Origin of the sequence: Bradyrhizobium sp. LCT2, from assembly GCF_009931255.1 — a bacterium.
GTDB classification, from domain to species: Bacteria; Pseudomonadota; Alphaproteobacteria; order Rhizobiales; family Xanthobacteraceae; genus Bradyrhizobium; species Bradyrhizobium diazoefficiens.
On the sequence record NZ_CP034432.1, the window covers coordinates 1,874,028 to 1,893,671 of the forward strand.

The window sequence follows — 19,644 nt, forward strand, 5'->3', positions numbered from 1 at the left end:
CGTCCCGGACGCCTACTGCTTCGTCGCGGCCGGTTTGTCCGTCGGCATCGGCAGGCTCGGCAGTCGCTGCACGATGATGCGCGCGGTGCCGGCATTGTTCTTGTAGAACTGCTCATAGGGCCCCTGGACCGCGTCGAGCATCGCCGGCCGCAACGCTGCCGGCAGCAGTGCTGGGTAAATCTGCACGGCGTCGTTGACGTAGAAGAACAGATCGCCGGCGTCGGGCGCGACGAATTCGGCCACCAGCCGTCCCGACAGTTTCTGGTCCTCCCAGATCGTGCGCGCCGTGGGATCCTTCGGCACCGGGTCGAAAGGTCCGAGCTTGCTGACAGCGAGCTTGAGCGGATTGTTGTCGGGGAGCGTCTCGAACTCCTTCGTCTTGTCCAGCTGGGTCGGATACCTGCCCTTGCGCTTGTCCGCATCGTCCTCGGCCGGAATGGTCGGATTCATCCGGCGCGGCAATTCCTCGGCCGGCATGACGTTGACGGCCTGCAGCGGAATGTCGCTCATTCCCTTCGTGCCGATGCGCACCACGGGCTGGAACCAGGCGGCGCCGAACTGACGGAGCGTCGGCAGGGCGAGGTAGTGAGGCGTGAAATAGGTCATGAAGCCGTTCGTGCCGCTCATGATGGTGCGGTCGAACCAGGGATCCTCGATCTCGACCCAGACGCGGTATTTGCGGCCCTTCTCGACCGCAAGGCCGCTCCACCAGCAAAACTCCCTCGTCGCGAAGCGGCCGGGCGCATCGACCGGCTCGTCGGGCACCGGCGTCCCGGCCTCCGGCCCGGGCGTCGCGCAGATATTTCCGGTCGCGGTGCGGGCCGTGAAGACGCTGGTCGCTCCGATTAGCAGTGCGGCGTAGAAGATGATGAACAGGAAGATGCCCGGCAGCACGAGCCTGACGAAGAACCAGCGGGCCGGCCCCGCATTCAGCCGCATCCATCGGGCGAAGCGGAGCAGCATGCCGGGCTCGTCGACATGCCGCCGGCTTGCCATGCGGTGCGGCCTGCTCCAGGCCAGCCGCGCGCGTTCCTGGATGGTGTCGCGCAGCACCGTGTTCCTGCGCCAGATCAGGTAGGTGATGGCCAGGACGGTCGAGGTGGCGAACGGGTAATACAGCGTGATGTCGAGCCACGGCGCCGCATAGGATGGCAGAACGTTCCTGACGAGATTGGCGAGCGGACCCAGCACGGCGCCAACGAGCCAATCGATGGTGGCGATGACGTGCAGCACCACGGTGCCTTGCAGACCGTTATCCTTCGACACCCCGATCAGGCTGCGGGCGATCCACGGCCAGACCGCGATCACGCCGACCATGAACAGCAGCGAGAAATAGGCGACGCGCCGCCACCACACGGTGTCGCGCGTGAGCCTGGCCATTTCGGCGCTGGGCGTGTTCATGCGCGTGAAGGCTTCGGCCTCGCTTTCGCGCCGCGGGCCCTTGGCTTTCGCCAGATAGGCCTGCTTCATCACCCCGCGGGTACTGTCCGCGATGAGGTTCAGCTTGCTGCCGTCCGGCATCAGCACCAGCGCGTCCGCCGGCAGCATGATCGGCGCGTAGTCATCGCAGCCGAACAGCATGCGTTCGATGACGGCGAAGTGCACCACCGGCAGCCCGCCATTGACCTCACCGGCGAGGACCGGGCGCGGTCCGTAACGGTAGAGCACGGCGGCGCCGCTGCGCGAATCGTGCTTCGGTCCGATCGCCGATTGGTAGTCCCTGAAGTGCTCGATCTCGCCGTCCTGGAAACGGAGCTGGCCTTCGAGCTGATCGGTCATCCAGACCAGCGGCACGAAGGACAGCGTGGAATCTGGATAGCCGCCGCCGATGTCGGAATGGACGCCGGTGAACCACACCTCCTTGACCGTCTGGCCGGCCGCCAAATGGCTCTGGTCGATCCGCAGCGGATGGAAGGTGGTGCGCTCGTCGTCCAGCGCCAGCGCATGACAGATGTGCTTCACCTTGCGCGAGGGCCGGTGATTGCGGAACGAGATCGGCCAGATCGCCCAGTCGATCGCGACGCGCAGCTCCTCGATCGGGACGCCGAAGGCCTCGACCGTGTCGAACAGTCCCATGAATTCGATGTCGACGTCCTTGCGACCGTTCATCGCCGCCCGGACATCGGCGTAGGAACGGTGCCCGCAGATCGAATGATAGAGATAGAGCAGGAAATCGCGGATGAAGCGCGCGATCCAGATCGTCGGCAGGCTCTTCTTCCATGGCACGGTGTCGCGGCGGTATTCCCGCCACGCGGCCATGGCGTTGCGCCCCATCTCCTCATGCGACACCGGCGTGCCTTCGATCTCCGCCGGCACCAGGCCCTGGCTCGCGATCATGGACGCCAGCGTGCGCGCGGTGAAGGCGCCGCGGCTGAAGCCGAAGATGTAGATCTCGTCGCCCTCGCGCCAGTTCCAGCACAGGAAGCGGTAGAGCTTGCGGACGTTGGAGGGCACGCCGAAACCGGTTGCGCCGTCGAGCGCGGCGAGCGGCGCCCAGCCGGCGGTGCCGACGCCCTTGATGTAGTGGGTGATCTGGTCCGGCCGGGTGTGGTCGAGCGCCTCGTAGAGACGCCAGACGCTGGATTCCTGGGCTGTGAACGCATTGCCCGTGCCGTCGGCAAACAGCACCAGCCTGCGTTTCGACCGGGCGGCGTCGGCCGTCCCGCCGGCATTCATCCTGCTATGCGGGTGTTCCGGTCCGGCAGTATCAGCGGTCCGCGCGCCATCCTGATCTGGCATGGGCTGCTCCGGCAATTTCACGAGGAAGCGCTTCAGGCCCGAGCCGGCACTCCTCGGACTCAATCAACGATTGCGTTTATAAAATGGGATGTATTCTGCGCATAGTCCCGCTGAGGTAGCAAGCAGGAACGCGCGGTCTCGCCGCGGTCGGACGTCGCGGAATGACGGTCGCGAAAAGCATTTGGTTTTGCTGGTCGGCGTGCCGGACGGCGAGGGGAGGCGATGTCGCTCTTCGTAGGGTGGGGTAGCGTCAGCGTAACCCACCTCTTCTGCTTCGGCAGATAGGGAAGTGGTGGGTTACGGCTTCGCCCAACCCACTCTACAAGCCTACAATGTCTCCACCCGCGGCGGCGGATAGCGCCGCGCCAGTGCCGACAGCGGCAGGTGCCGCTCGCCTTCCGGCAGCTCCAGAAAGGCCAGCACGAGTGGCCGCTTCCAGTCGCCGATGCCGAAATCCATCGCCGTCCATTTCTGCGGCTCGGGGCCTTCGAGGCCCCGGACCCAGACGAAATAGCGGGGGAGGTCGTCGGAGTCGGCTTCCGTCGTGCGTCTCCTGGCCATCAAAGCTGCTCGCTGCAACACCACGTTGCTGCAGGATATAGGTATCGACTTGGCGAAGTCGAACGCCTCGACGATCGTTCGTACCGGCACGCACGCGGCCTTCTGCCGGCACAGCGCGTCCGGGAGGTCGAGGCGAGTTGCAAGCGACGTTTCTCGTCACTGCCAGAGCCGACTCTCCGCAACCCGGTTGATGTCGGCGAGCCGCCGGTCCGCGTCGGCGTTCAGATCGATGCTTGCGACCAGCGCCAGCAGGTGGTGATAGGCGCCGTCGGCAATTTCGATCGGCAGCGGGGCCTCGTCAAAGGCCTCGACATAGCTGCCGACGAGACCGCTCAGCAGGCGGCACAGGCCGCGCTGGGATGGATGGTCCCGGCCGAGCATCTCGAGTTTCTGCTGAAAGATACGGAAGGTCCGCAAACCGTGGTGCTGCTGCGAAAGCCACGTGTGCAGGTCGTTCATGTGAGCCTCTTCGAATGACGGAAGAAGCTACCGGTTTATAAAGTGGGGACGGGAGGATGGGAAGGGATTGAGCTACGTTGAGCCAGTCCGTCTTCGCCAAGAGGCTTCGCCGGACACGCTTCGCCCTTCAGTCTCGCATGGCTGCGCCACGCGAAGCCCGAAGGGCGAAGCGTGGTGCCCCTGGCCGGTAACCGCCTAATGCCATAACTATTTGAATTTGAATTAGTTTTCGTCGTCAATGGCGGCCGATACCAACAGAAATACCAACAAACCGACGCGCGGTATTAGCTGGCAAAAAAAATAGCAGGCTCCCCGGCAGCAGGCACACCCCATGCCGTTCCGGTCTCCACAATCGCCCTGGCCGGCACCCCAATAAACCTTCAAGCAATTGATTTTATGCAGAAATATTTTATCCCACTTCTGATCCTACCAACGCTGCTATCAAGGCTGGCGAACATGGCACACGTCGCGGCCTGATCGCCGGCAAGCGTGCTGAAGCGGCCATTGCCGAGAACCCGCGGAAGTCCGACCGCGCTATTGCCGAGGAAATCGGGGGCAGCAATCGGAGCGTAAATCGCGCTCGCCATTCAACTGGGACACAAGACCCAGTTGCGAAGCGCGTCGGCAAGGATGGCAAGCATGGTCGAAGCCGCGAACGCCGCTAACCCAGGTCATATCGCCCGCGGGAGCGGCACGCTGGAACCAGGCCGGGGGAGTGGGAAGCTAATGGACAAACTCCACCCCGGCGAAAACACCGCGACGCCATACGAGGCGGCACGGGAAGCTCGTCCGAAATTCGTCGAAGGATAGGTCGAAGCCAGTCGACCGGATTGGAATATCTTTTAGCAGTACGCCGGCGCCAAGAACGGAAAGGTTTAACATCTTGCAGGGCGTGATGATCACGTCGCCTGGCAGCGAGAGCATAACCATCTGGTCCACCGTCTTGCGTGTGACGCGTCGCCGCTCAACACCCGTCCATTCGAGAGACACTTTCAGTCCCCTCAAGGTTAGCAGCATCACAGGGCGGGGTCGCCGACCAATGGGACGGCGACCCCTAGCCGGGAAGTCGCCGGTACGCGAGACGAGGACGACTTCGCGACTGCATCTAGCATCGTCGCCGGCCCCGGCGAGCGCAAGAACGTCCGTGCGTTAGTGTTACTTGGCTGCTTAACGACGCTCCGCGAGGCGATGCCTTCAACACTTCGCAACGTCCGTGCGAACTCAGACCGTAGATGCTGCGCGTGCGCCGCATCCTTTGGCTCTGACAAAAACGCAACCTTTACGAGGAAGCGGTTCAGTAGCGATGCTATGGCGAGGTTGTCCGAGTGTTGCGAGCGCATGGCCGTGAGTTGCCGACGCATCTCAATAAGATCGAGGGGGGCGCTGTCTGACCGCCTTTTCAAATGCAACTCGCGCGAGATGTCCAAATCAAATCAAACGAAGCCGCCGCGCCGAGTATATTGGCGCGACGGCTGCGCCATGGTGAACCCGAATGGGACTATGTCGGTGCAAGAGAGGCTAACTCTCCTTAGCCCCGGTGCAATCGAAGACGCGGATTAAGCTTGATGTCGCCGCGGAACGTTAAATCTGGAACAAGGCTGCTGTCCCTGGCAGCATGCCCGCGCGTTCAGTTCGACGCCCTTGTCCAGCGACGTCCCGGCGAGGCGATTGATATAGATCCTCATTGCGCATCAGCTCGACACCACGGGCTGATCGTGCTGCCTAGGAGGCCAGCCGAAGATCGTATCGGCGCTTCAACCGATCGCTTGTGACCTTGGCAGCATATTGAATGCGGTCGAGATCGCCTCCGTCGTTCGCTATGACACACAATTGCCAGTTGATGCCCTGTGGTTGATAGGCCGCGTATTCGACTTCTACTGAGACGACATGTTCGGAGCCGGGGAAACTACGAATGTCCTGAAGCGCAATGCGTTCGAGGTCAGCCTTCGAAATTAAAGCTTTTGCCACCTACATCTCCTGATGTTGGCAAAGGGACGCCGAGCGGCACACCGTAGCCAACCGAACCTGCGCGGCTAAGTTCCTATGGGGGCTGCGATGCTTCGATCTTTAGCCCCGCCGCGGAGCGGAAGCGTCAATTGAAGGTAAAACCGCTTCGTGGCGTTGGCAGTAATGAAAGCCTCCAACGAATGTCGAAACGTCGTTGTTCGATGTTCCCTTTCCTCAGGCCTACTGTTGACGATCGCCGATGTCGAACGCGCCTAGACGGTAATCTTCCCCCACCGATTGCTCAGTCGTCGGCCGCGCGATCAAAGTGAAGGTCGCGTCGGGATAGCGCGTCCACACCTAAATGTCCTCTGAAGTGACGGTTAGATATCCGAAAAAGCACTTGTAGCGACCCGGCCCGGTTACCCGGCCGACTTTGTCCCACGTGACCTTATTAACGCGCATTCTTGCTCAATCGAAAAAGAAACCCGCTCCACTTTCGGGGAGCGGGCTTCTGGCCTTTGACACGTTCGTCGTTTCCTAATCCGCGCCTTGCAGTCATCGCGGTTGGTAAAGCACCCTCAGACCAGCTTCTGTCATGCGGCATTCGATACCCGTTTTCGTTGAGCGTCGTTCGATCCAGCCATTTCGCAGAAGCGCAAGCTTGGTTCCGGGGGTGTCGGGCAACTTCGTGGAGGCGATTCAATCGACATCCCGCAGAAAGTTGAGAAATGCCTTTTGGTCAATTTCGTCTCAAGCGAGCGCTCTGTTTGCATTGCAACTAATTTTGCATTTGCATTCTTGAGGATCAGTTACCAACCGGGTGGAGTCGGCAATCTTTTCTAAATGGCTCGAAATTATGCTTCGAACATGGATCACGAGGGCGCATCGGCGGCTTGGTTCGTTCCGGCTCTCAGGCGAAGCTACGCTCGTCTAGCAGCGTTGATGACGCGCGGTAATCGCGCGCCTGAGCCCAGCCGCTTGCCGGCGCCGCCGCGCTCAGAGCGGCCAGCTCGCTTTCCTGATCCACCGAGACGGCCAGCGCCGCCGCGCATTTAGGCACTGCGAATGACGAACAGTCGCACATCAACGCGTCCGTGGTCGCCAGACGAAGAGGCGGAATTGCTCTCGCTCTTTAGCGCAGGTGCCACAGCTGAAGAGGTCGGCGAGCGGCTAGGCCGCACCCGACAAGCGGTTTACGCTCGCTTGCAGCGCTTTCAAAAACAGCGGGGACGAGCGAGTAGGACGAGTGGGAGGTTATTCGCTCAGTTGCCGGAGTGATCTAGAACGGCGATCAATCTTTAAGGTCGCAAGATCACATCTGCTGCGGACATGGGGCCGCGATCTGACCGCATCGCCCGTTAATCCGCTGACTAACTCTCAGCCGGTACATCGAAGGTTCAATTGCCTTCACTGCAAAAAGGCCCAAGCTATAGGCGGTCGCATTGAGGGCAACCGATGACCAGCCCGACTGATAGTGAATTGCGCGCCGCTGTGACCGCCGCCATTGAGCAGTGGAAGACTTCGCGCCAGCTTCCCCACCTGTCGCCAAACGATTGTGAGACGTTGAACAAGCTGATCATTACCGGACTTCAAACCGTGCTGTTCCAGCGTGCGAAGGCCTTCGACAAGCGCTAAGCCGTATAGCTTGATCAAACCCGGCGGAATTCGACGACGCGATCTTTAATCGAAGCATGCGCGCGAAAGCCCGCGTTCATCCAAGCCCTTGCTTGGGTATGTCCAACCTTCATGGAGCTTTCGTTGCTCCACCACGCCGTGAATTTGTGAGCCGATGCTGGAAGCTTTCTCCTAAGTATCTCTTCCATTTCGGAGAAGGTTAGCCGAACGATTTGTCTGCGCTCGCTCAACAGCCGTTGATGCAATGGTTCGTAGATCGATTTTCGGAAGGTCATGGTCTCAGTGGCCGGCAAGGCAGAAATTCGCTCATCGTACACGGGCTCGCTTTCAAAATTCGGCGACCGCCAATCCGAGCCGGGGGCTCAGACGCCGTAGGCGCGACCAATCTGTTTCGTCATCGCGATCGCGGCTGCGGTATAGCGACCATCTGACAAATAGTGATCGTACGTCGTTAAGAAGAGGAGCGCCAAGAGCGCAATCAGAATTCCCTTGCACATAGCGGACTTCTCCAGCGAGGAGACTGCCAACCGAGTGTAAAATCGAAATGGAACAGGTACTTCCAAGGGAGCCGCGGTGCGGCGATTACAACCATCTCAGCATTGACGAGAAGCCGCAATTTTCGGTTAACTCGTTTCGGACCGACCTCGCAGCTTCTGCCTTTGGCACTGCGTCGCGGCGAGGCGAACTAGTGCGCCGCAGCGACGAATTTTTCGGGGCTTGGAGACCTCGCGAGGAAGCCGACTCCAGCATGTGCGCGGCTACCTCGGCTTGCCGCGCTCTTCTGATAAGCCGCTCACGTTCGATACTAGGCGGGGTGGCTAGGGGCTTCTTTCCGGAGACGCACAGCCTCTTCCGAAAGGCGCTTGTCGAGGGGATCGATTTGTTCGAAACGACGCCGTTCCTGCATGGCGCGCTCCTTCCTTGCTGGGTGGGGCGGGAGCGCAGCCGGCGTTCTCATCACCGATAGAAGCTTGCTTCGCCGCGAGCATCCGAAGCTTTCAAAATGGGCCGGCATTTACGCGGCGACGTGGAACGATGCGATCAGGGCACGTACGTCGTTGGCCAACTCGCGATAGTGTTCGCTCGCACGCAGATACATCTCGCGATTACTTCCATCCGATCGTTTGGCGATCAACTCGCATTCAGCTGCGAGACTTTCAAAACGTTCCAGTTTGGCTTGAAAACCGATCATGTGGCGTCGCCCCGAAACTCGTTACTAAAAGGGTCGCGAAAGATATTCGCCGAATTAGGTCGAGGCGAACATCGTTATCGAATATAATTATGCCGTACCAATTTACCGGGCCGCTGCGTGCGCAGTACGTCCATGTGCATCGAGGGTTCGGATGCTGACCGCGTCACCACAGTAACAGCGAGGAATGCCTTCCGCGCGCTGCGGGAGCGCGAGCGAGTGCATTCGGTCTCTCCAAGCCATCCAGTCGCGGGCTTCTCGCCATGTTTCCGTGAGCGTCGCTGCGAGCCCGTCCCAAGCCGCTTGGAAGCCGTCCCGCGCCTGGTCGAAGGTCTCAGCAATCCCGCTGCGATGCTCGCCCGGGTCAACGCCGGGATAGAAGCCGCAGGACCAGCCCCATTGCGGTGCGGAATTGGGAACGCCCGAGCGCCGGCTGATCACACCGACCCGCACGTCGCCGAGGTAGATCAGCCACGTTTCGCGATTGGGATCATCTTTGCCGCGGCGGCGGGTGAGCGGAGGCACGCCGCCATCAAAGCGGTAACTGATGAGGCCTGCAAATTATCAATCGCTTGCGTGTTGAGAGGCTGGCGAACCACTGCCGCTCGGCATCACTGCCGCCGGCCATCGCTTGCGCTACCTTTGGGCTTGGGGGGTGATCAGCAGCGCTGACCGCAAGCGTGCCGGGCGCCGATTAACAACTCGCTAACCAATTCGGGCGGGCTCTGGATATTTCGCGGGCAAGATCGCGGCGGTCTTGGGCCGCCGCTTGGTGGGGTGTTTGAGGGGCGAAAGGCGCATACTTTCAACTTGTCTGCTGTCGCATCGGTTTCTTACCGCCCTGCTTTTCCTAGGCCACGACGACGACTTTAAGGTCGTGAGCGGTAACCCAACTTCAACCGTTATCGCTATACGATCTGCTCTCGCGGATTGGTGACGAGTACCGCGGGGACGCATGGGCAATCGGAAACCCGTCAGCCCTACGCGGCTGGCGGGTTTTTCGTTAGGCTCGCAGCGCGAAGTCCTTGCCGCTCGGCAGAGTGATAGCCCGCGTTGCTACTGGAAAGAAACAGTGCTGGAACGTCGCAGACAACAGCGCATCGAAATAAACGAGGTCGCCTACATCTTCGGCGACGGATCGAGCACCTGTTGCCGCGTCGTCGACATCACCGAGCACGGAGCAGCAATCGAGCTGCCCTTATCAGCCGGGCATAGTATGAAAGGCCGGTTCAAGCTCATGATTGCGAAGGGTCGCGTCGAAAGAAATTGTCGCCTAATCTAGCGTTCGGGCAGCCGTATCGGCGTTGAATTTACGGATTGACCTGTAGGCGATTGCAGAACACTTGATCCTACAGCCGCGGGCGGCTGCGGGCCGCGAAAGCAGCCGCTCACCTCAATTTTCTGTCTAGTGGTTCATCACAGTGATTATGACTCTTTGGCGGTGGCTGGATAGGCGCGGCCGAGTTTGGTGCGGGCTTTTTCTGTTGTGAACATCCATTTGATGCGGGCTCGGGTTTTATTCCGCCTCTTTTGCCATGCTGCGATCTCGTTTCGGAGCCTTTTGGGATCGTCGATGCGGCGGCCGAGACACTGACGCTGTAGCACGCTGATCTCGCACTCGACCATATTGAGCCAACTGGCGTGCTTCGGGGTGAAGTGGAATTCGAGGCGGCGCAGGATGCGCCGGGCCTCGGCGGGCGCGAAGGCCTCATACAGCGCCCCAGGCTTGTGGATCGACAAATTGTCCTGCACGACACGGATGCAGGCGGCGTCGGGATAATGGACGTCGACGAGATCACGCATGCAGTGGGCGTAGTCCACGGCGGCGCGGCGGTCGGTGACCTTGACGTTGCGCCAGCCCCGATGTGGATCGAAGGTGACGAAGAGATTGGCGGTGCCGTTGCGGCGATACTCGTAATCGTAGCGCTCGCGCTGTCCCGGTTGGGCCGGGACCGGCTGGCGCACCTCGCCGATCAGCTGGATGGGGGTCTCGTCGAAGCAGACCAGCGGCCGGGCGGGATTCTGCGTCTCGGCGTAGAGGTCGAGCACGTCCTCCATGCGGGCAACGTATTCGCCGTCGACATGGGGAATGCACCACATGTCCCTGCGCCACGGCTTGAGGTCGTTCTCGGCCAGCCGGCGACGCACGGTCTCGCCCGACAGGCTGTTGTGATCGGTGAGCTTGACCATCGTGTCGGCCAGCAGCGTCAGCGTCCAGCGTTTGCAGCCAGCGGGCGGCTTGGCGCATGCGGTCGCCACCAGCAGGGCTTCCTCCTTGCCGGTCAGCTTGCGCTCAGCGCCCGGACGCGGCTCCTCGCTCAGGGCCCGCTCCATATTGCCTTCCACGAAGCGGCGCCTGGTCCGGCCGACGGTGGAGAGGCTGACACTCACGGTCCGGGCAATCTCCTCGTCGCGGCAGCCTCCATCGGCCGCCAGCAAAATCTGCGCCCGCTTAAGCTTGCGGGCGGCGTGCTTGCCGCCGCCGAGCATCGCCGTCAGTTCGTCGCGCTCGGCTTGGCTCAATTCGACCCGATAACGTACATTCATGCTTTGCCTCCTTGTCGGAGGCCGGGACGAATCCAACGATGAGTCAAAAATCAGGCGCGCGCTTCACCGAGAAGCAGGGTTATTACCTGGCCTTCATCCATACCTACGCCCATATGTTCGGACGTCCCCCGCCGAAGCCGACATCCAGCGCCACTTCCGCGTCAGCCCGCCTTCGGTCCATCAGATGATCGTCACCCTCGAACGAAACGGCTTCATCCGACGTCAACCCGGCGTCCCCAGAAGCATCGAAATCCTCGTGCCACCGGAAAGCTTGCCGATCCTCGAATGGCTCGGTATCAAAACGTCAAAATCACTGTGATGAACCACTAGCTTTCATCTCACATGCATCTTCTCGACGATCGCGTAGAGTAGCATGAAGATCGGCGGGAACACGAACAACCAAGCTCCGCGCTGCGCGCAAACTCGCGGTTCGGGTCGGTATGCTTTGCGAATGGTGTCGACGGCGGCGCGGGCCGGCGACGCCCAGCGGCCCGTTTTAGCATCCGTGACCGCAATTTTGTCGGCAGGCTTCGACCGTCGTCAGGGGGCTGAAATGAATGGGCGCTAATGCGAGAAGATTATCGGAAGACTGATTTCAAGCAACGATCATCGTTGCTGCGGTGCGAACACTCACCACCGCATTCATCCTTGGCGGCCAGGCCGCTGGCCATCATCGGGCCGGTGTTTCGTCTGAGAATTCGATGGCCGTTGACCCGCCCTAATGCAAGAGCGATATCGCCATGGTTCGACAAAGCTTCCGGCCCACAATGCCGGCGCTGGCGCGCTCGGCGCGCCGTTGCGCTTCGACGTATTGGCCGTTGGAGTACTTAGGCCAATCGAGCGCATGCCCGTTCGAGACCATCCAATGCGCGATATCCGGGCCCGGCTCTCCGATCTTGCAAACGGCGACGGTCCGGCCGTATTGGTCGCGGTCTTTGGGCCTACAGATAACGGGGCGCGGGATCGCATAAAATAGGCCAGCCAAGGCTGCCGCTGCCTTTTGGCCGCATCGATAGAGTTCACTGTCGTCGCCGCGGCAAAGCTGATCGTGCTCCGGCGCGTCGATGCCCCACAAGCGAATGCGCGTGCCGTGGATTTCGATCGTATCGCCATCGATGACGCTCGCACGCCCGACGATATCATGCGCAGCCGTTGGGCAGGCGGCGGCTAGTGTGGCTAAAACGACGAAAAGGCCAGTAGCCATAAGACCGAGGTTAGCCGGCAATTGCGGCTCGGTGTCACGCCCATCTCAATTCTTTCGCAGAGGTATCGCGACATCTACAATCACGCCTCCACCGACTCTAGTGAACGCCTGACATCCGACCGTCGCGTTGGGAAGAGCGACGGCAGCTTGTTCACCTGTGTCCCTGAGCGCGGCCCGATGGCATCGATGCGCCGCCGCTTCTAATTTCTCAAGGTCGGCTCCTGTGACGGCGTTTCCGGCCGTTGCTGCGAGGACGAACCAGTCGGCTGGCGGGAAGCCGCTCGCATCCCAGTTCAAGGAAACATAGGTCACGAACTTGGGGTCACAGATCAGGACCATGTCCGGCCTTTTAAAGAAGACGCTGCCGCCAGATGGCGAGAAGTGATCGAAATGCGTATTCGTCCGCTCGATGATCCGGGCCGTTATTTCCTTGCATTCGGGCGTCTCGGCTGATCGCTCGCCGGCCCAGCTGCGTGGGATCGACGCTAGCGCAACGAGTACCGTCAAAAGGAAGGGACTGGGCAGATAGCGCATAAGTTAACGGGCGCGAAGGGGTACGGCCGGGGCAATGCGTGCTCTGGCTTGATTGTAGACTTCGGAAATGCCCGGCATCGCGACGGTCACCGCTAGCCCAAACGGGACCAATTCGTCGACGTCGGCTCCGCGGTCGGGCTCTCGCTGAACGACGAACTCAATTGAAGAGGTCGCGGTCAGGGCCGGTGCTTTATCGCCGTCCCAACGTCTGGAAAAAACGGTTCCTTTGCTGGCCTGATTAGCATCTGGTTGTGCCTTCGCAAGCAGAACGCGAAAACCGCCAAGCTCGTCAGGGGCCAAAAGCGAAAGCTTGACCGATCGATACGACTGTCGTCCGGGAAGGACCGGAGTAAGCCAAGCAAGCGTTGCTCGTACGGAATGCGCGAGCGGTTGGCCGCTCATGCAGGTCGGAAGCGGAACGGTAATCGAACGTCGAGTTTCGGAGCCAAGAGTTCCTGCCGCCCAGAATGTAGCCCGATCTGATGCGCAATAGATCGCATCCTCCGCGCTGACTATTCCGAAACCCAGGAAGCGTCGGACGTTGTCTTTCTGTCGTACGTGCTGCTTTGCATCAGGAGGACCTAACACGCTCTTTATGAGGTCCGCGCTGTCTGATGGCCAAGCCGCGGTGTGGACCAGCAATGCTTTGAGGATGACTGAGCGTTGGTGCTCCGACAACGAGACGAACTGTTCTCCGTATGCCTCTTCCAACGCGTCGTGAGTTCTATGTGCCGTCCGCGATGCTAAGGCCGATGCAGCACTCGTGCCGCAAGTGTAGTGCTCCCAGTTGTTGCTCCCGTCGCGCGGCGGCGCCGCGACCCTCAAGCCATGCGGTCGCGCTCCTCCTGTCGGCCTTACAGCAAGTGCCGCCCCACTTGCCACCATCGTCAAGTGTTCGCGAGAACCCGCCATTAAGATGTCTGGCTTCACGCTGTTCGCGAAGCCCGGTCCTAAAGCGCTTGATGGGTTGGCGGTGACCATCGGTTGAAATGGGTCAACCCGGCCCGGCCCGCCGCGCCGCGACGCTCCGCAGGGCTAACTGCGTCGATGTTTGCCGAGCCCACCGTTATTCCGTTGATCGTTTCGGAGGGCGAAAGGAGGCGTCGATATCCTATCAGCGCCGAAAGCGCTGTCAGCGTTTGCGTGGCTCGCCCCGGTTGAACAGTGGCTTCGTACTCAGCCATCGTCAGAAAAGGCGGGAGATCAAACGGCTGAACGTGATTGCCCGCACTCACGCAAAAGAGAATTCCGTATCGATGGGACAGCCTGTCAAGAAGCCGTGCCCACGGCGACAGCCGACCTTGGAAGGGCTTTCTCGCGTTCCCGAGTGAGATATTGACGATTAGCACTAACCGGGCAGTGGGGTCATTGCGCGCGACGCATGGCCGTAACTGCTTGGTAAACGAGGTCGATGACAAGCCGATCTTCGGGGAATTGGTCGCCTGCGCCCATGACGGGCACGAAATGAATGCGGCGGCCTAGCGACGGCTCTGCAAGATTTCGATCGCCGTGCGCAATTAGGGAGGCCATTGCAGTCCCGTGAACTCTCTCGGCTACCAGAGCGGCGGGCTCAAGGCCGAAGAGATCATCAACATTCAGCCTGCCGCGAAGCAGGGGATGTTGAGCGACGGGTACGCCATCGAGTATCGCTAAGATTGGTTCGCCGTCTGCCGTAGGGACAATTTGGTCAGCTGGGGACTGCGCGGCATCGTCTGTGCTATCCGGCGAAGCGATACTTTGCGGCCGGATGTGCATTACAGCATCCATGCCGCTGATGCCGTTTTCTGACCGCTCTACAATTTGCCGCACGGCAGGTGCGGGCAATCGGGCCAAGAGCGCGTGATAAGCAATGTCCGCAATCCGGCTTCTTGATACTAGCGCGCCGCCCAGCCCTCCAATCCTCTCGATGACTGCGTGTTCGGCAGCGGTCGCCAACTCTTCAGACGATCTGAACACGAGTTCGATTTCGATGGCGAGAAATTCGCCATCGCCCATCAACTCAACTTCCTCTCCGAAGATTTCTCTGTCGCTTTCTTGGACGCGGTCGCTTGGACCCCACGTCCTTATTTCACGAAGCGTTGCGAACACGTCGCGCCATGGTGCGAACCCGGCGCCCAGCTCCTGGCCCGCCGTCCATCGCTTCCATAACGACAAGATGTTCTGTAGAGCGGCTGCATCCGGCACCAAAAGATACGCTTCAGGTGCCTTGTCCTGATTATCATCTTCAAGCTCTTCTTCGTCGACTAATTCGAGCCCCGGAATTCTTCTGATTGCGTTGGCAAAGTTTGTGACGGCTCCACGGACCTCGAACACCAACAGCCGTTCTGGTGCGAGCGCAGAGGGGTCAGCGCGCAGCGTCAGCCCGGAGGGGTCCCGGCGAAGCACTTCATCCAAGCGTCGAAAACGTGGGCCGAAGGTCGCGTTCTGAGCGGCGGGAGAATATTTAGCCGGCTTCGGGATTTTTAGCTGCTTGCCGGCCGGTCTTGCGGTCGGATTGCTCGGCGTTAGCCGTAACAGTGGTTTGGTTGGATCGCCCGCCATAAATGTTCTCTGGTTTTACCCTCGACGACCAATATTCAAGTTCGGCCGTTATCGCTGAATTGATCGAAAGCTCACCGAGGCCGAGAATTTGACGGCGGCGGACGTTCTGACAGAAGTCCAGAACCTCGGCATATGAAGTCGCGTCAATCTTTTCAGCCAATTCCTGAGCCGATAGTGATGGGCGTTCCGGCCAGCCGGCAAAAAGTCGCCCGATAAAATGCGCGATTTCCGCGAGTTGAGGAGCCGGGAATGAAAGCTTGAGCTGGAAGCGCCGCCACACGGCGCGATCGAGTAATTCTGCATGGTTGGTAGCAGCGATGGTCACAACGTAGCTGGGAAGCTTGTCGATCTGCATCAAAAGGAATGAAACAACCCGCTTTATTTCTCCGGTTTCGTGGTCGTCTCCGCGCTCTTTGCCGATCGCGTCAAACTCATCGAAGAAAAGAACGCAGGGCTGGGTACGTGCATAGTCGAACAGCGCGCGAAGGCGCGCGTTCGTTTCACCTAGATAGCTTCCAACCAACGCGTCGTACCGAACGACGAAGAACGGTAACGCAAGCCCCTCAGCGATCGCCTCTGCAAACGATGTCTTGCCGTTGCCGGGCGGGCCCCGACAGAAGAATGCGATGTCTCGGCTCATAGCCGCTCGCTCGGAGCACGTCAGCGCGCACGTGCTCTTCGATCAGTTGAAGACCCTCCGCCCGAGCAGGCAAAGGCAGGACCAATTCGTCGAGCGATATGCGCGGTGTGACTTCGAGGATTGTGTCTCGGCCGGCCGCGGTGGTCGGGCGTTGAGACGATGTCGCCAAGCTGGGCGGAGTAACGGCAACCGTTTGCAACGCGCGTTCGAGCCGATCCGCATACGCATGATGGTTCTTGGCGCGCTCGTCAGCGACGATCGCCTCAACAGTGGAGCGCAGCATGGGCTTATCGCCGGCAACGCCGGCGCGCACGAGTGAGACTAGGAGATCGCTTTTGGCCATAATGGACAACCTATACGGATATTTTAGCGTCTCGACACTGCTACGAAAGGCGCTTCCTTGTGAACAACTGGGCGCCGGCTGGCGTTCCTGACCGGCCGGCGCTAACGCCCGTTTTGGTCACCTAGCATCTTCGAAGCGAATTAAGATATTGAGAACGCGTACAGAATAGTCGTCTGTTGGCTTGCCTCAGCGGCGGCGTCACGTCGCCGATCGTCGACCGGCCTTGATCGGTACGACCAAACCGGAGCGCCTCAGGTCGTCCGGACGATCGGCCCACCACTGCATCATGCGAACCCGCTCATCCCAATACTGCGCCGAGTTGTAGGCGGCCCGGACCTCATCATTGTCTTGGTGGGCAAGCTGCCGTTCGATCGCGTCGTGATGCCACCGGCGGCTTTCATTGAGGAGGGTCGACGCCGTGGAGCGGAAGCCGTGCGCCGTCATCTGGGTCTTGTCGTAGCCGAGCCGGCGGAGGGCGGCGTTCAGGGTGTTGTCTGAAATGGGCGATGCCACGACCGGATTTGGGGGAAGAGGAAGCGAGACGATCCTGTTACCTCGCGGAGGGCCGCGATCAACGCGAGTGCCTGTCGAGAAAGCGGTACCTTGTGCGGCCGGGGCATCTTCATCTTTTGCGCCGGAATGTCCCAGATGGCGTTGTCGGTGTCGAATTCAGTCCATTCAGCGTGGCGAAGCTCGCCCGGCCGGACGAAGGTTAGCGCGATCAGCTGCAACGCGGCGCGCGTGGTGGCCTGACCGTCAATGTCGTCGATGGCGCGGAGCAGGGCGCCGACTGCTTTTGGTTCGGTGATGGATGCGCGATGCTGGACCTTCGGCGCGATGAGGGCGCCGGCGAGGTCGGCCGATGGGTCGCGCGCGGCGCGGCCCGTCACTATCGCATAGCGGAAGATGCGGCCGGAGAGGCTGCGAGCGCGTCGCGCGCTCTCATACCGGCCGCGGCGTTCGATCTTTTTCAAAGCATCCAACAATTCCGGAGCCGCTATTTCCGCAATGGGGCGATCCCCGATCTCAGCGCACAGCAGGTCGACCAGCCATTTCTTTTTCTTGAGGGTCTTGGGATCGTCTCCCTCAACCTCGAACTTGGCCACCAGTTCGTCGGCGATGATCCGGAAGGTGTTGGTCCGGGCAAGGCGGGCAGCTGTTCGATCGAGCTTCCTCTGTGCCGATGGGTCAACCCCTTTCGCCAAGAGAGCCTTGTTGGCGTCGCGCGCATTGCGAGGCTCGGCGAGGCTCACAGTCGGGTAAGCACCGAGTGCGATCAGCTTCTGCTTTCCGTCGAACCGATAAGCTTGCCGCCATAGCCGCGAACCGTTGGTCTCGACAAGCATGTGTAGACCACCGCCGTCGCTGACCTTGTAGGCGTTGGTCTTGGGCTTGGCAGAGCGGCAGGGGCATATGAGGGGTCCCCCAGTGCTACCAACACACCGATCGGGCCTACCAACAGTCCTACCAACAAAATGGGCGGTTGGTCGCGAGCGATCGCGAAGGTCGGCGAATAGAAAACTGCTTATTTTCAAGCATTTCTATCACGCGAGCGAAGGTCAGCGAAAGTGGGGGAATGAACTATTGGTGCCCTGGCCGATACCGCTTAATCCCATAACCATATGCAACTAAAGTGGTTTTTAGCATCAGTTGTGACCGATGCCAACAAAAATACCAACAAACTGACAAGCGCTGTTGGTCGCCAAAGAGGCTCCTCGGCGGCGGACCCCACAATCGCCGCGCGACCGGAATCGAACCCAGCATTGCTTCGAATTCTCGACGGGATCGACCTAACATGATTATCGCGAAGTCGATGGCGGGTCTTTGTCACGTGCACGCGAAGCCGACGCAGAGAGCGCTGATCCTCGACGCGCTGCACGTCCAATGCCGATGGCGGCAATGTCCGACAACACCTGAACAAGACGCTGCGGATCGTGGACTGCAGTACTGCCCCCGGCGGTGATCACTGCGCGCGCGGCTCCAGTTCGACCGCGTCGACCCAGCTCAAGCGATGAGGGCGCGTTCGACGACGATGTAGTGGAAGCCTAACTCGCCCACGACACGGAGCACGAAAGCGCCGCAGCGCAAGGTGTTGGTGCGGGGCCACCCCGGCAAGGGCGACAACAAGAACATCCCCGTCATCTATAACCGTGCTGCCTATTGGGTCGAGCGCGTGCGTTTAATGCAGTATTAGTCTGATCGCCTCGATAAGCCTGCGCGACAGTGCGCCCGCCGTCTCGCTGAAAAGATCGGCGGCCTAGCCCGCTCTCGTTTCGACCCTCGGCAGCGAAGCGTGATATTCATCCACGCTGTCGAGGTCGATCATGGTCTTGCCTCCCATTTTGTAGGCCCTGATCCTCTCGAGGGCGATCAGCTCATAAGCCTTAGTCTTTCCGAATTTGCCATACCGGCAACCGTCCTTGAATTCGACGATTCGGCGCCGGTTGCTGTTATCATTGTCAACCATGAGTCCCTGCATGTGCTTCGATGATCTCCCCATAATCGGCTCAAGCCTGGCTGAGTGAGATGAGCATTTTCCTAGTGCGACTCTTTTGCCGATGCGGGCTTACAGAAAGGCGCCGCTTTTGCGGTAGTTGACGAGTTCCCGCTGACTTGTTCAACGCCTTCTGCGCGTAACCCTTTTGCCCAGGATGCGTGATCTATATCGCCTTCGGTGCCAAACAAAGGGCTTCTGATGCCGCGGCCAACTCCTGCGCGCGGTAGCGTACAAATCGGACGGATCGGAAGCGTCGTTGGCAAGCTCGTAGCCTGCCGTCCCGTGCTCGCTTGGCCCTGTACGGCAACCTCAGAAGCGCCGGTGGAAGCGAAACTTCAAATCCTCAGAGTCAGACGTTCCAATTAGTTCCTGTGCAACATTGCAACAGCTACAGCGAAATTTGCCGTCGTCCTCTTAAGGCTGAAGCAGGAGTTCGATCCCGCTATGGAGCGTCCAAAATTTCAGTGACATAGATCTGTTTCGGCGAAGCCGTCGAATAGCCGGATATCCGTTCTCGCCATTGCGGCGAGCTTACCGAACATCGTTGGCGACAACTGTCGCGTCGAGGAACGCTATTGCCAAAGTGCTCTTTTCACTGAGGCAAAACTCCGCGGGACACATCATGTCGGCAAACAAATCATCTTTATTTGAGGATGGATATTGACTGGAAGGTCACGATGATGGCTCGATCACGCGCTTTCATGGAGTTTTCATGCACGCCCCATCGCCACGCAAGAGCACAGCAGACAGCGAGCCGTCACCACGCTCCAGCCCCTCAAATGAACGTCCTTGGACCGCAGTAGAAAAG

Annotated in this window: 20 protein-coding genes and 1 pseudogene; 4 read left to right on the forward strand and 17 right to left on the reverse strand. The window is 60.1% G+C overall.

Annotated elements, in window-relative coordinates; genetic code table 11:
- Window positions 1-12: 12 nt before the first annotated feature.
- The 6 genes and pseudogenes from EI171_RS09490 to EI171_RS45420 form a co-directional block, all read right to left on the reverse strand.
- A complete protein-coding gene (locus EI171_RS09490) occupies window positions 13-2,739 on the reverse strand; it encodes a DUF2235 domain-containing protein (RefSeq protein WP_202633120.1) in 2,727 nt (908 codons plus the stop codon).
- A 327-nt stretch (window positions 2,740-3,066) separates the two neighbouring features.
- Window positions 3,067-3,300 carry a hypothetical protein gene (locus tag EI171_RS09495; protein WP_161533203.1) on the reverse strand — a complete coding sequence of 78 codons (234 nt, stop codon included), beginning with the start codon at window positions 3,298-3,300 and terminating at the stop codon, window positions 3,067-3,069.
- A gap of 156 nt (window positions 3,301-3,456) precedes the next feature.
- Window positions 3,457-3,759 (reverse strand): hypothetical protein, encoded by a 303-nt coding sequence (locus tag EI171_RS09500; protein ID WP_161533204.1) that lies wholly within the window; start codon window positions 3,757-3,759, stop codon window positions 3,457-3,459.
- A 723-nt stretch (window positions 3,760-4,482) separates the two neighbouring features.
- Entirely contained in the window at window positions 4,483-4,749 is a 267-nt protein-coding gene (locus EI171_RS45250; protein WP_143279316.1) for a hypothetical protein, read from the reverse strand.
- Between the two features lie 732 nt (window positions 4,750-5,481).
- Window positions 5,482-5,727, reverse strand: a complete 246-nt coding sequence (locus EI171_RS09505; protein WP_097668979.1) for a hypothetical protein — start codon at window positions 5,725-5,727, stop codon at window positions 5,482-5,484.
- Window positions 5,728-5,946: 219 nt separating this feature from the next.
- A pseudogene (locus tag EI171_RS45420) lies at window positions 5,947-6,168 on the reverse strand (hypothetical protein).
- Window positions 6,169-6,771: 603 nt separating this feature from the next.
- On the opposite strand from EI171_RS45420, the gene EI171_RS46650 reads away from it, so the two are divergent.
- The gene (locus EI171_RS46650; protein ID WP_371740485.1) at window positions 6,772-6,984 is read left to right on the forward strand and encodes a helix-turn-helix domain-containing protein; all 213 of its coding nucleotides are present in this window, start codon (window positions 6,772-6,774) and stop codon (window positions 6,982-6,984) included.
- Between the two features lie 177 nt (window positions 6,985-7,161).
- Window positions 7,162-7,341, forward strand: coding sequence for a hypothetical protein (locus EI171_RS09510; protein ID WP_143279317.1), 180 nt, complete (start codon window positions 7,162-7,164; stop codon window positions 7,339-7,341).
- Window positions 7,342-8,356: 1,015 nt separating this feature from the next.
- Here the strand turns inward: EI171_RS09510 and EI171_RS44620 are convergent.
- Both EI171_RS44620 and EI171_RS09515 read right to left on the reverse strand, forming a co-directional pair.
- On the reverse strand, window positions 8,357-8,533 hold the full coding sequence (locus EI171_RS44620; protein ID WP_179879972.1) for a hypothetical protein: 177 nt from the start codon (window positions 8,531-8,533) through the stop codon (window positions 8,357-8,359).
- A 102-nt stretch (window positions 8,534-8,635) separates the two neighbouring features.
- Window positions 8,636-9,055 carry a hypothetical protein gene (locus EI171_RS09515; RefSeq protein ID WP_143279318.1) on the reverse strand — a complete coding sequence of 140 codons (420 nt, stop codon included), beginning with the start codon at window positions 9,053-9,055 and terminating at the stop codon, window positions 8,636-8,638.
- Between the two features lie 430 nt (window positions 9,056-9,485).
- Between EI171_RS09515 and EI171_RS45425 the strand changes: the two genes are divergently transcribed.
- Window positions 9,486-9,812, forward strand: a complete 327-nt coding sequence (locus tag EI171_RS45425) for a PilZ domain-containing protein (RefSeq protein WP_246740475.1) — start codon at window positions 9,486-9,488, stop codon at window positions 9,810-9,812.
- 143 nt (window positions 9,813-9,955) lie between these two features.
- Here EI171_RS45425 and EI171_RS09525 read toward each other — a convergent pair whose 3' ends face one another.
- The gene (locus EI171_RS09525; RefSeq protein WP_161532241.1) at window positions 9,956-11,077 is read right to left on the reverse strand and encodes an IS630 family transposase; all 1,122 of its coding nucleotides are present in this window, start codon (window positions 11,075-11,077) and stop codon (window positions 9,956-9,958) included.
- Here EI171_RS09525 and EI171_RS09530 point away from each other — a divergent pair.
- Entirely contained in the window at window positions 11,076-11,396 is a 321-nt protein-coding gene (locus tag EI171_RS09530) for a LexA family protein (protein ID WP_371740233.1), read from the forward strand. The two genes, EI171_RS09525 and EI171_RS09530, sit on opposite strands and share 2 nt — an antisense overlap.
- 399 nt (window positions 11,397-11,795) lie before the next feature.
- On the opposite strand, the gene EI171_RS09535 is transcribed toward EI171_RS09530, so the two are convergent.
- From EI171_RS09535 to EI171_RS09560, 8 genes are all read right to left on the reverse strand, one after another.
- Window positions 11,796-12,302, reverse strand: coding sequence for a thermonuclease family protein (locus EI171_RS09535; RefSeq protein WP_371740486.1), 507 nt, complete (start codon window positions 12,300-12,302; stop codon window positions 11,796-11,798).
- A gap of 24 nt (window positions 12,303-12,326) precedes the next feature.
- Entirely contained in the window at window positions 12,327-12,815 is a 489-nt protein-coding gene (locus EI171_RS09540) for a hypothetical protein (RefSeq protein WP_161533206.1), read from the reverse strand.
- A 3-nt stretch (window positions 12,816-12,818) separates the two neighbouring features.
- Window positions 12,819-13,796 (reverse strand): S8 family serine peptidase, encoded by a 978-nt coding sequence (locus EI171_RS46655; protein ID WP_371740488.1) that lies wholly within the window; start codon window positions 13,794-13,796, stop codon window positions 12,819-12,821.
- Between the two features lie 384 nt (window positions 13,797-14,180).
- Window positions 14,181-15,209, reverse strand: coding sequence for a hypothetical protein (locus tag EI171_RS44625; protein ID WP_202633121.1), 1,029 nt, complete (start codon window positions 15,207-15,209; stop codon window positions 14,181-14,183).
- A gap of 49 nt (window positions 15,210-15,258) precedes the next feature.
- The gene (locus EI171_RS09550) at window positions 15,259-15,996 is read right to left on the reverse strand and encodes an AAA family ATPase (RefSeq protein ID WP_246740476.1); all 738 of its coding nucleotides are present in this window, start codon (window positions 15,994-15,996) and stop codon (window positions 15,259-15,261) included.
- Window positions 15,997-16,537: 541 nt separating this feature from the next.
- Window positions 16,538-16,852, reverse strand: a complete 315-nt coding sequence (locus tag EI171_RS46660) for a tyrosine-type recombinase/integrase (protein ID WP_371740489.1) — start codon at window positions 16,850-16,852, stop codon at window positions 16,538-16,540.
- Window positions 16,822-17,685, reverse strand: coding sequence for a tyrosine-type recombinase/integrase (locus tag EI171_RS09555; RefSeq protein WP_371740490.1), 864 nt, complete (start codon window positions 17,683-17,685; stop codon window positions 16,822-16,824). The genes EI171_RS46660 and EI171_RS09555 overlap by 31 nt, the downstream gene beginning before the upstream one ends.
- Before the next feature lie 911 nt (window positions 17,686-18,596).
- Entirely contained in the window at window positions 18,597-18,806 is a 210-nt protein-coding gene (locus EI171_RS09560) for a hypothetical protein (RefSeq protein ID WP_097669670.1), read from the reverse strand.
- Between the last annotated feature and the right edge of the window lie 838 nt (window positions 18,807-19,644).

Bases quoted from the DNA above. Each gene is read 5' to 3' on its own strand.
- EI171_RS09490 (WP_202633120.1), bottom strand. From the start codon at position 2,739: ATGCCAGATCAGGATGGCGCGCGGACCGCTGATACTGCCGGACCGGAA.
- EI171_RS09495 (WP_161533203.1), bottom strand. From the start codon at position 3,300: ATGGCCAGGAGACGCACGACGGAAGCCGACTCCGACGACCTCCCCCGC.
- EI171_RS09500 (WP_161533204.1), bottom strand. From the start codon at position 3,759: ATGAACGACCTGCACACGTGGCTTTCGCAGCAGCACCACGGTTTGCGG.
- EI171_RS46650 (WP_371740485.1), top strand. From the start codon at position 6,772: ATGACGAACAGTCGCACATCAACGCGTCCGTGGTCGCCAGACGAAGAG.
- EI171_RS09510 (WP_143279317.1), top strand. From the start codon at position 7,162: ATGACCAGCCCGACTGATAGTGAATTGCGCGCCGCTGTGACCGCCGCC.
- EI171_RS44620 (WP_179879972.1), bottom strand. From the start codon at position 8,533: ATGATCGGTTTTCAAGCCAAACTGGAACGTTTTGAAAGTCTCGCAGCT.
- EI171_RS45425 (WP_246740475.1), top strand. From the start codon at position 9,486: ATGGGCAATCGGAAACCCGTCAGCCCTACGCGGCTGGCGGGTTTTTCG.
- EI171_RS09530 (WP_371740233.1), top strand. From the start codon at position 11,076: ATGCTTTGCCTCCTTGTCGGAGGCCGGGACGAATCCAACGATGAGTCA.
- EI171_RS09525 (WP_161532241.1), bottom strand. From the start codon at position 11,077: ATGAATGTACGTTATCGGGTCGAATTGAGCCAAGCCGAGCGCGACGAA.
- EI171_RS09540 (WP_161533206.1), bottom strand. From the start codon at position 12,815: ATGCGCTATCTGCCCAGTCCCTTCCTTTTGACGGTACTCGTTGCGCTA.
- EI171_RS46655 (WP_371740488.1), bottom strand. From the start codon at position 13,796: ATGGTCACCGCCAACCCATCAAGCGCTTTAGGACCGGGCTTCGCGAAC.
- EI171_RS09550 (WP_246740476.1), bottom strand. From the start codon at position 15,996: ATGAGCCGAGACATCGCATTCTTCTGTCGGGGCCCGCCCGGCAACGGC.
- EI171_RS09555 (WP_371740490.1), bottom strand. From the start codon at position 17,685: ATGCTTGTCGAGACCAACGGTTCGCGGCTATGGCGGCAAGCTTATCGG.
- EI171_RS09560 (WP_097669670.1), bottom strand. From the start codon at position 18,806: ATGGTTGACAATGATAACAGCAACCGGCGCCGAATCGTCGAATTCAAG.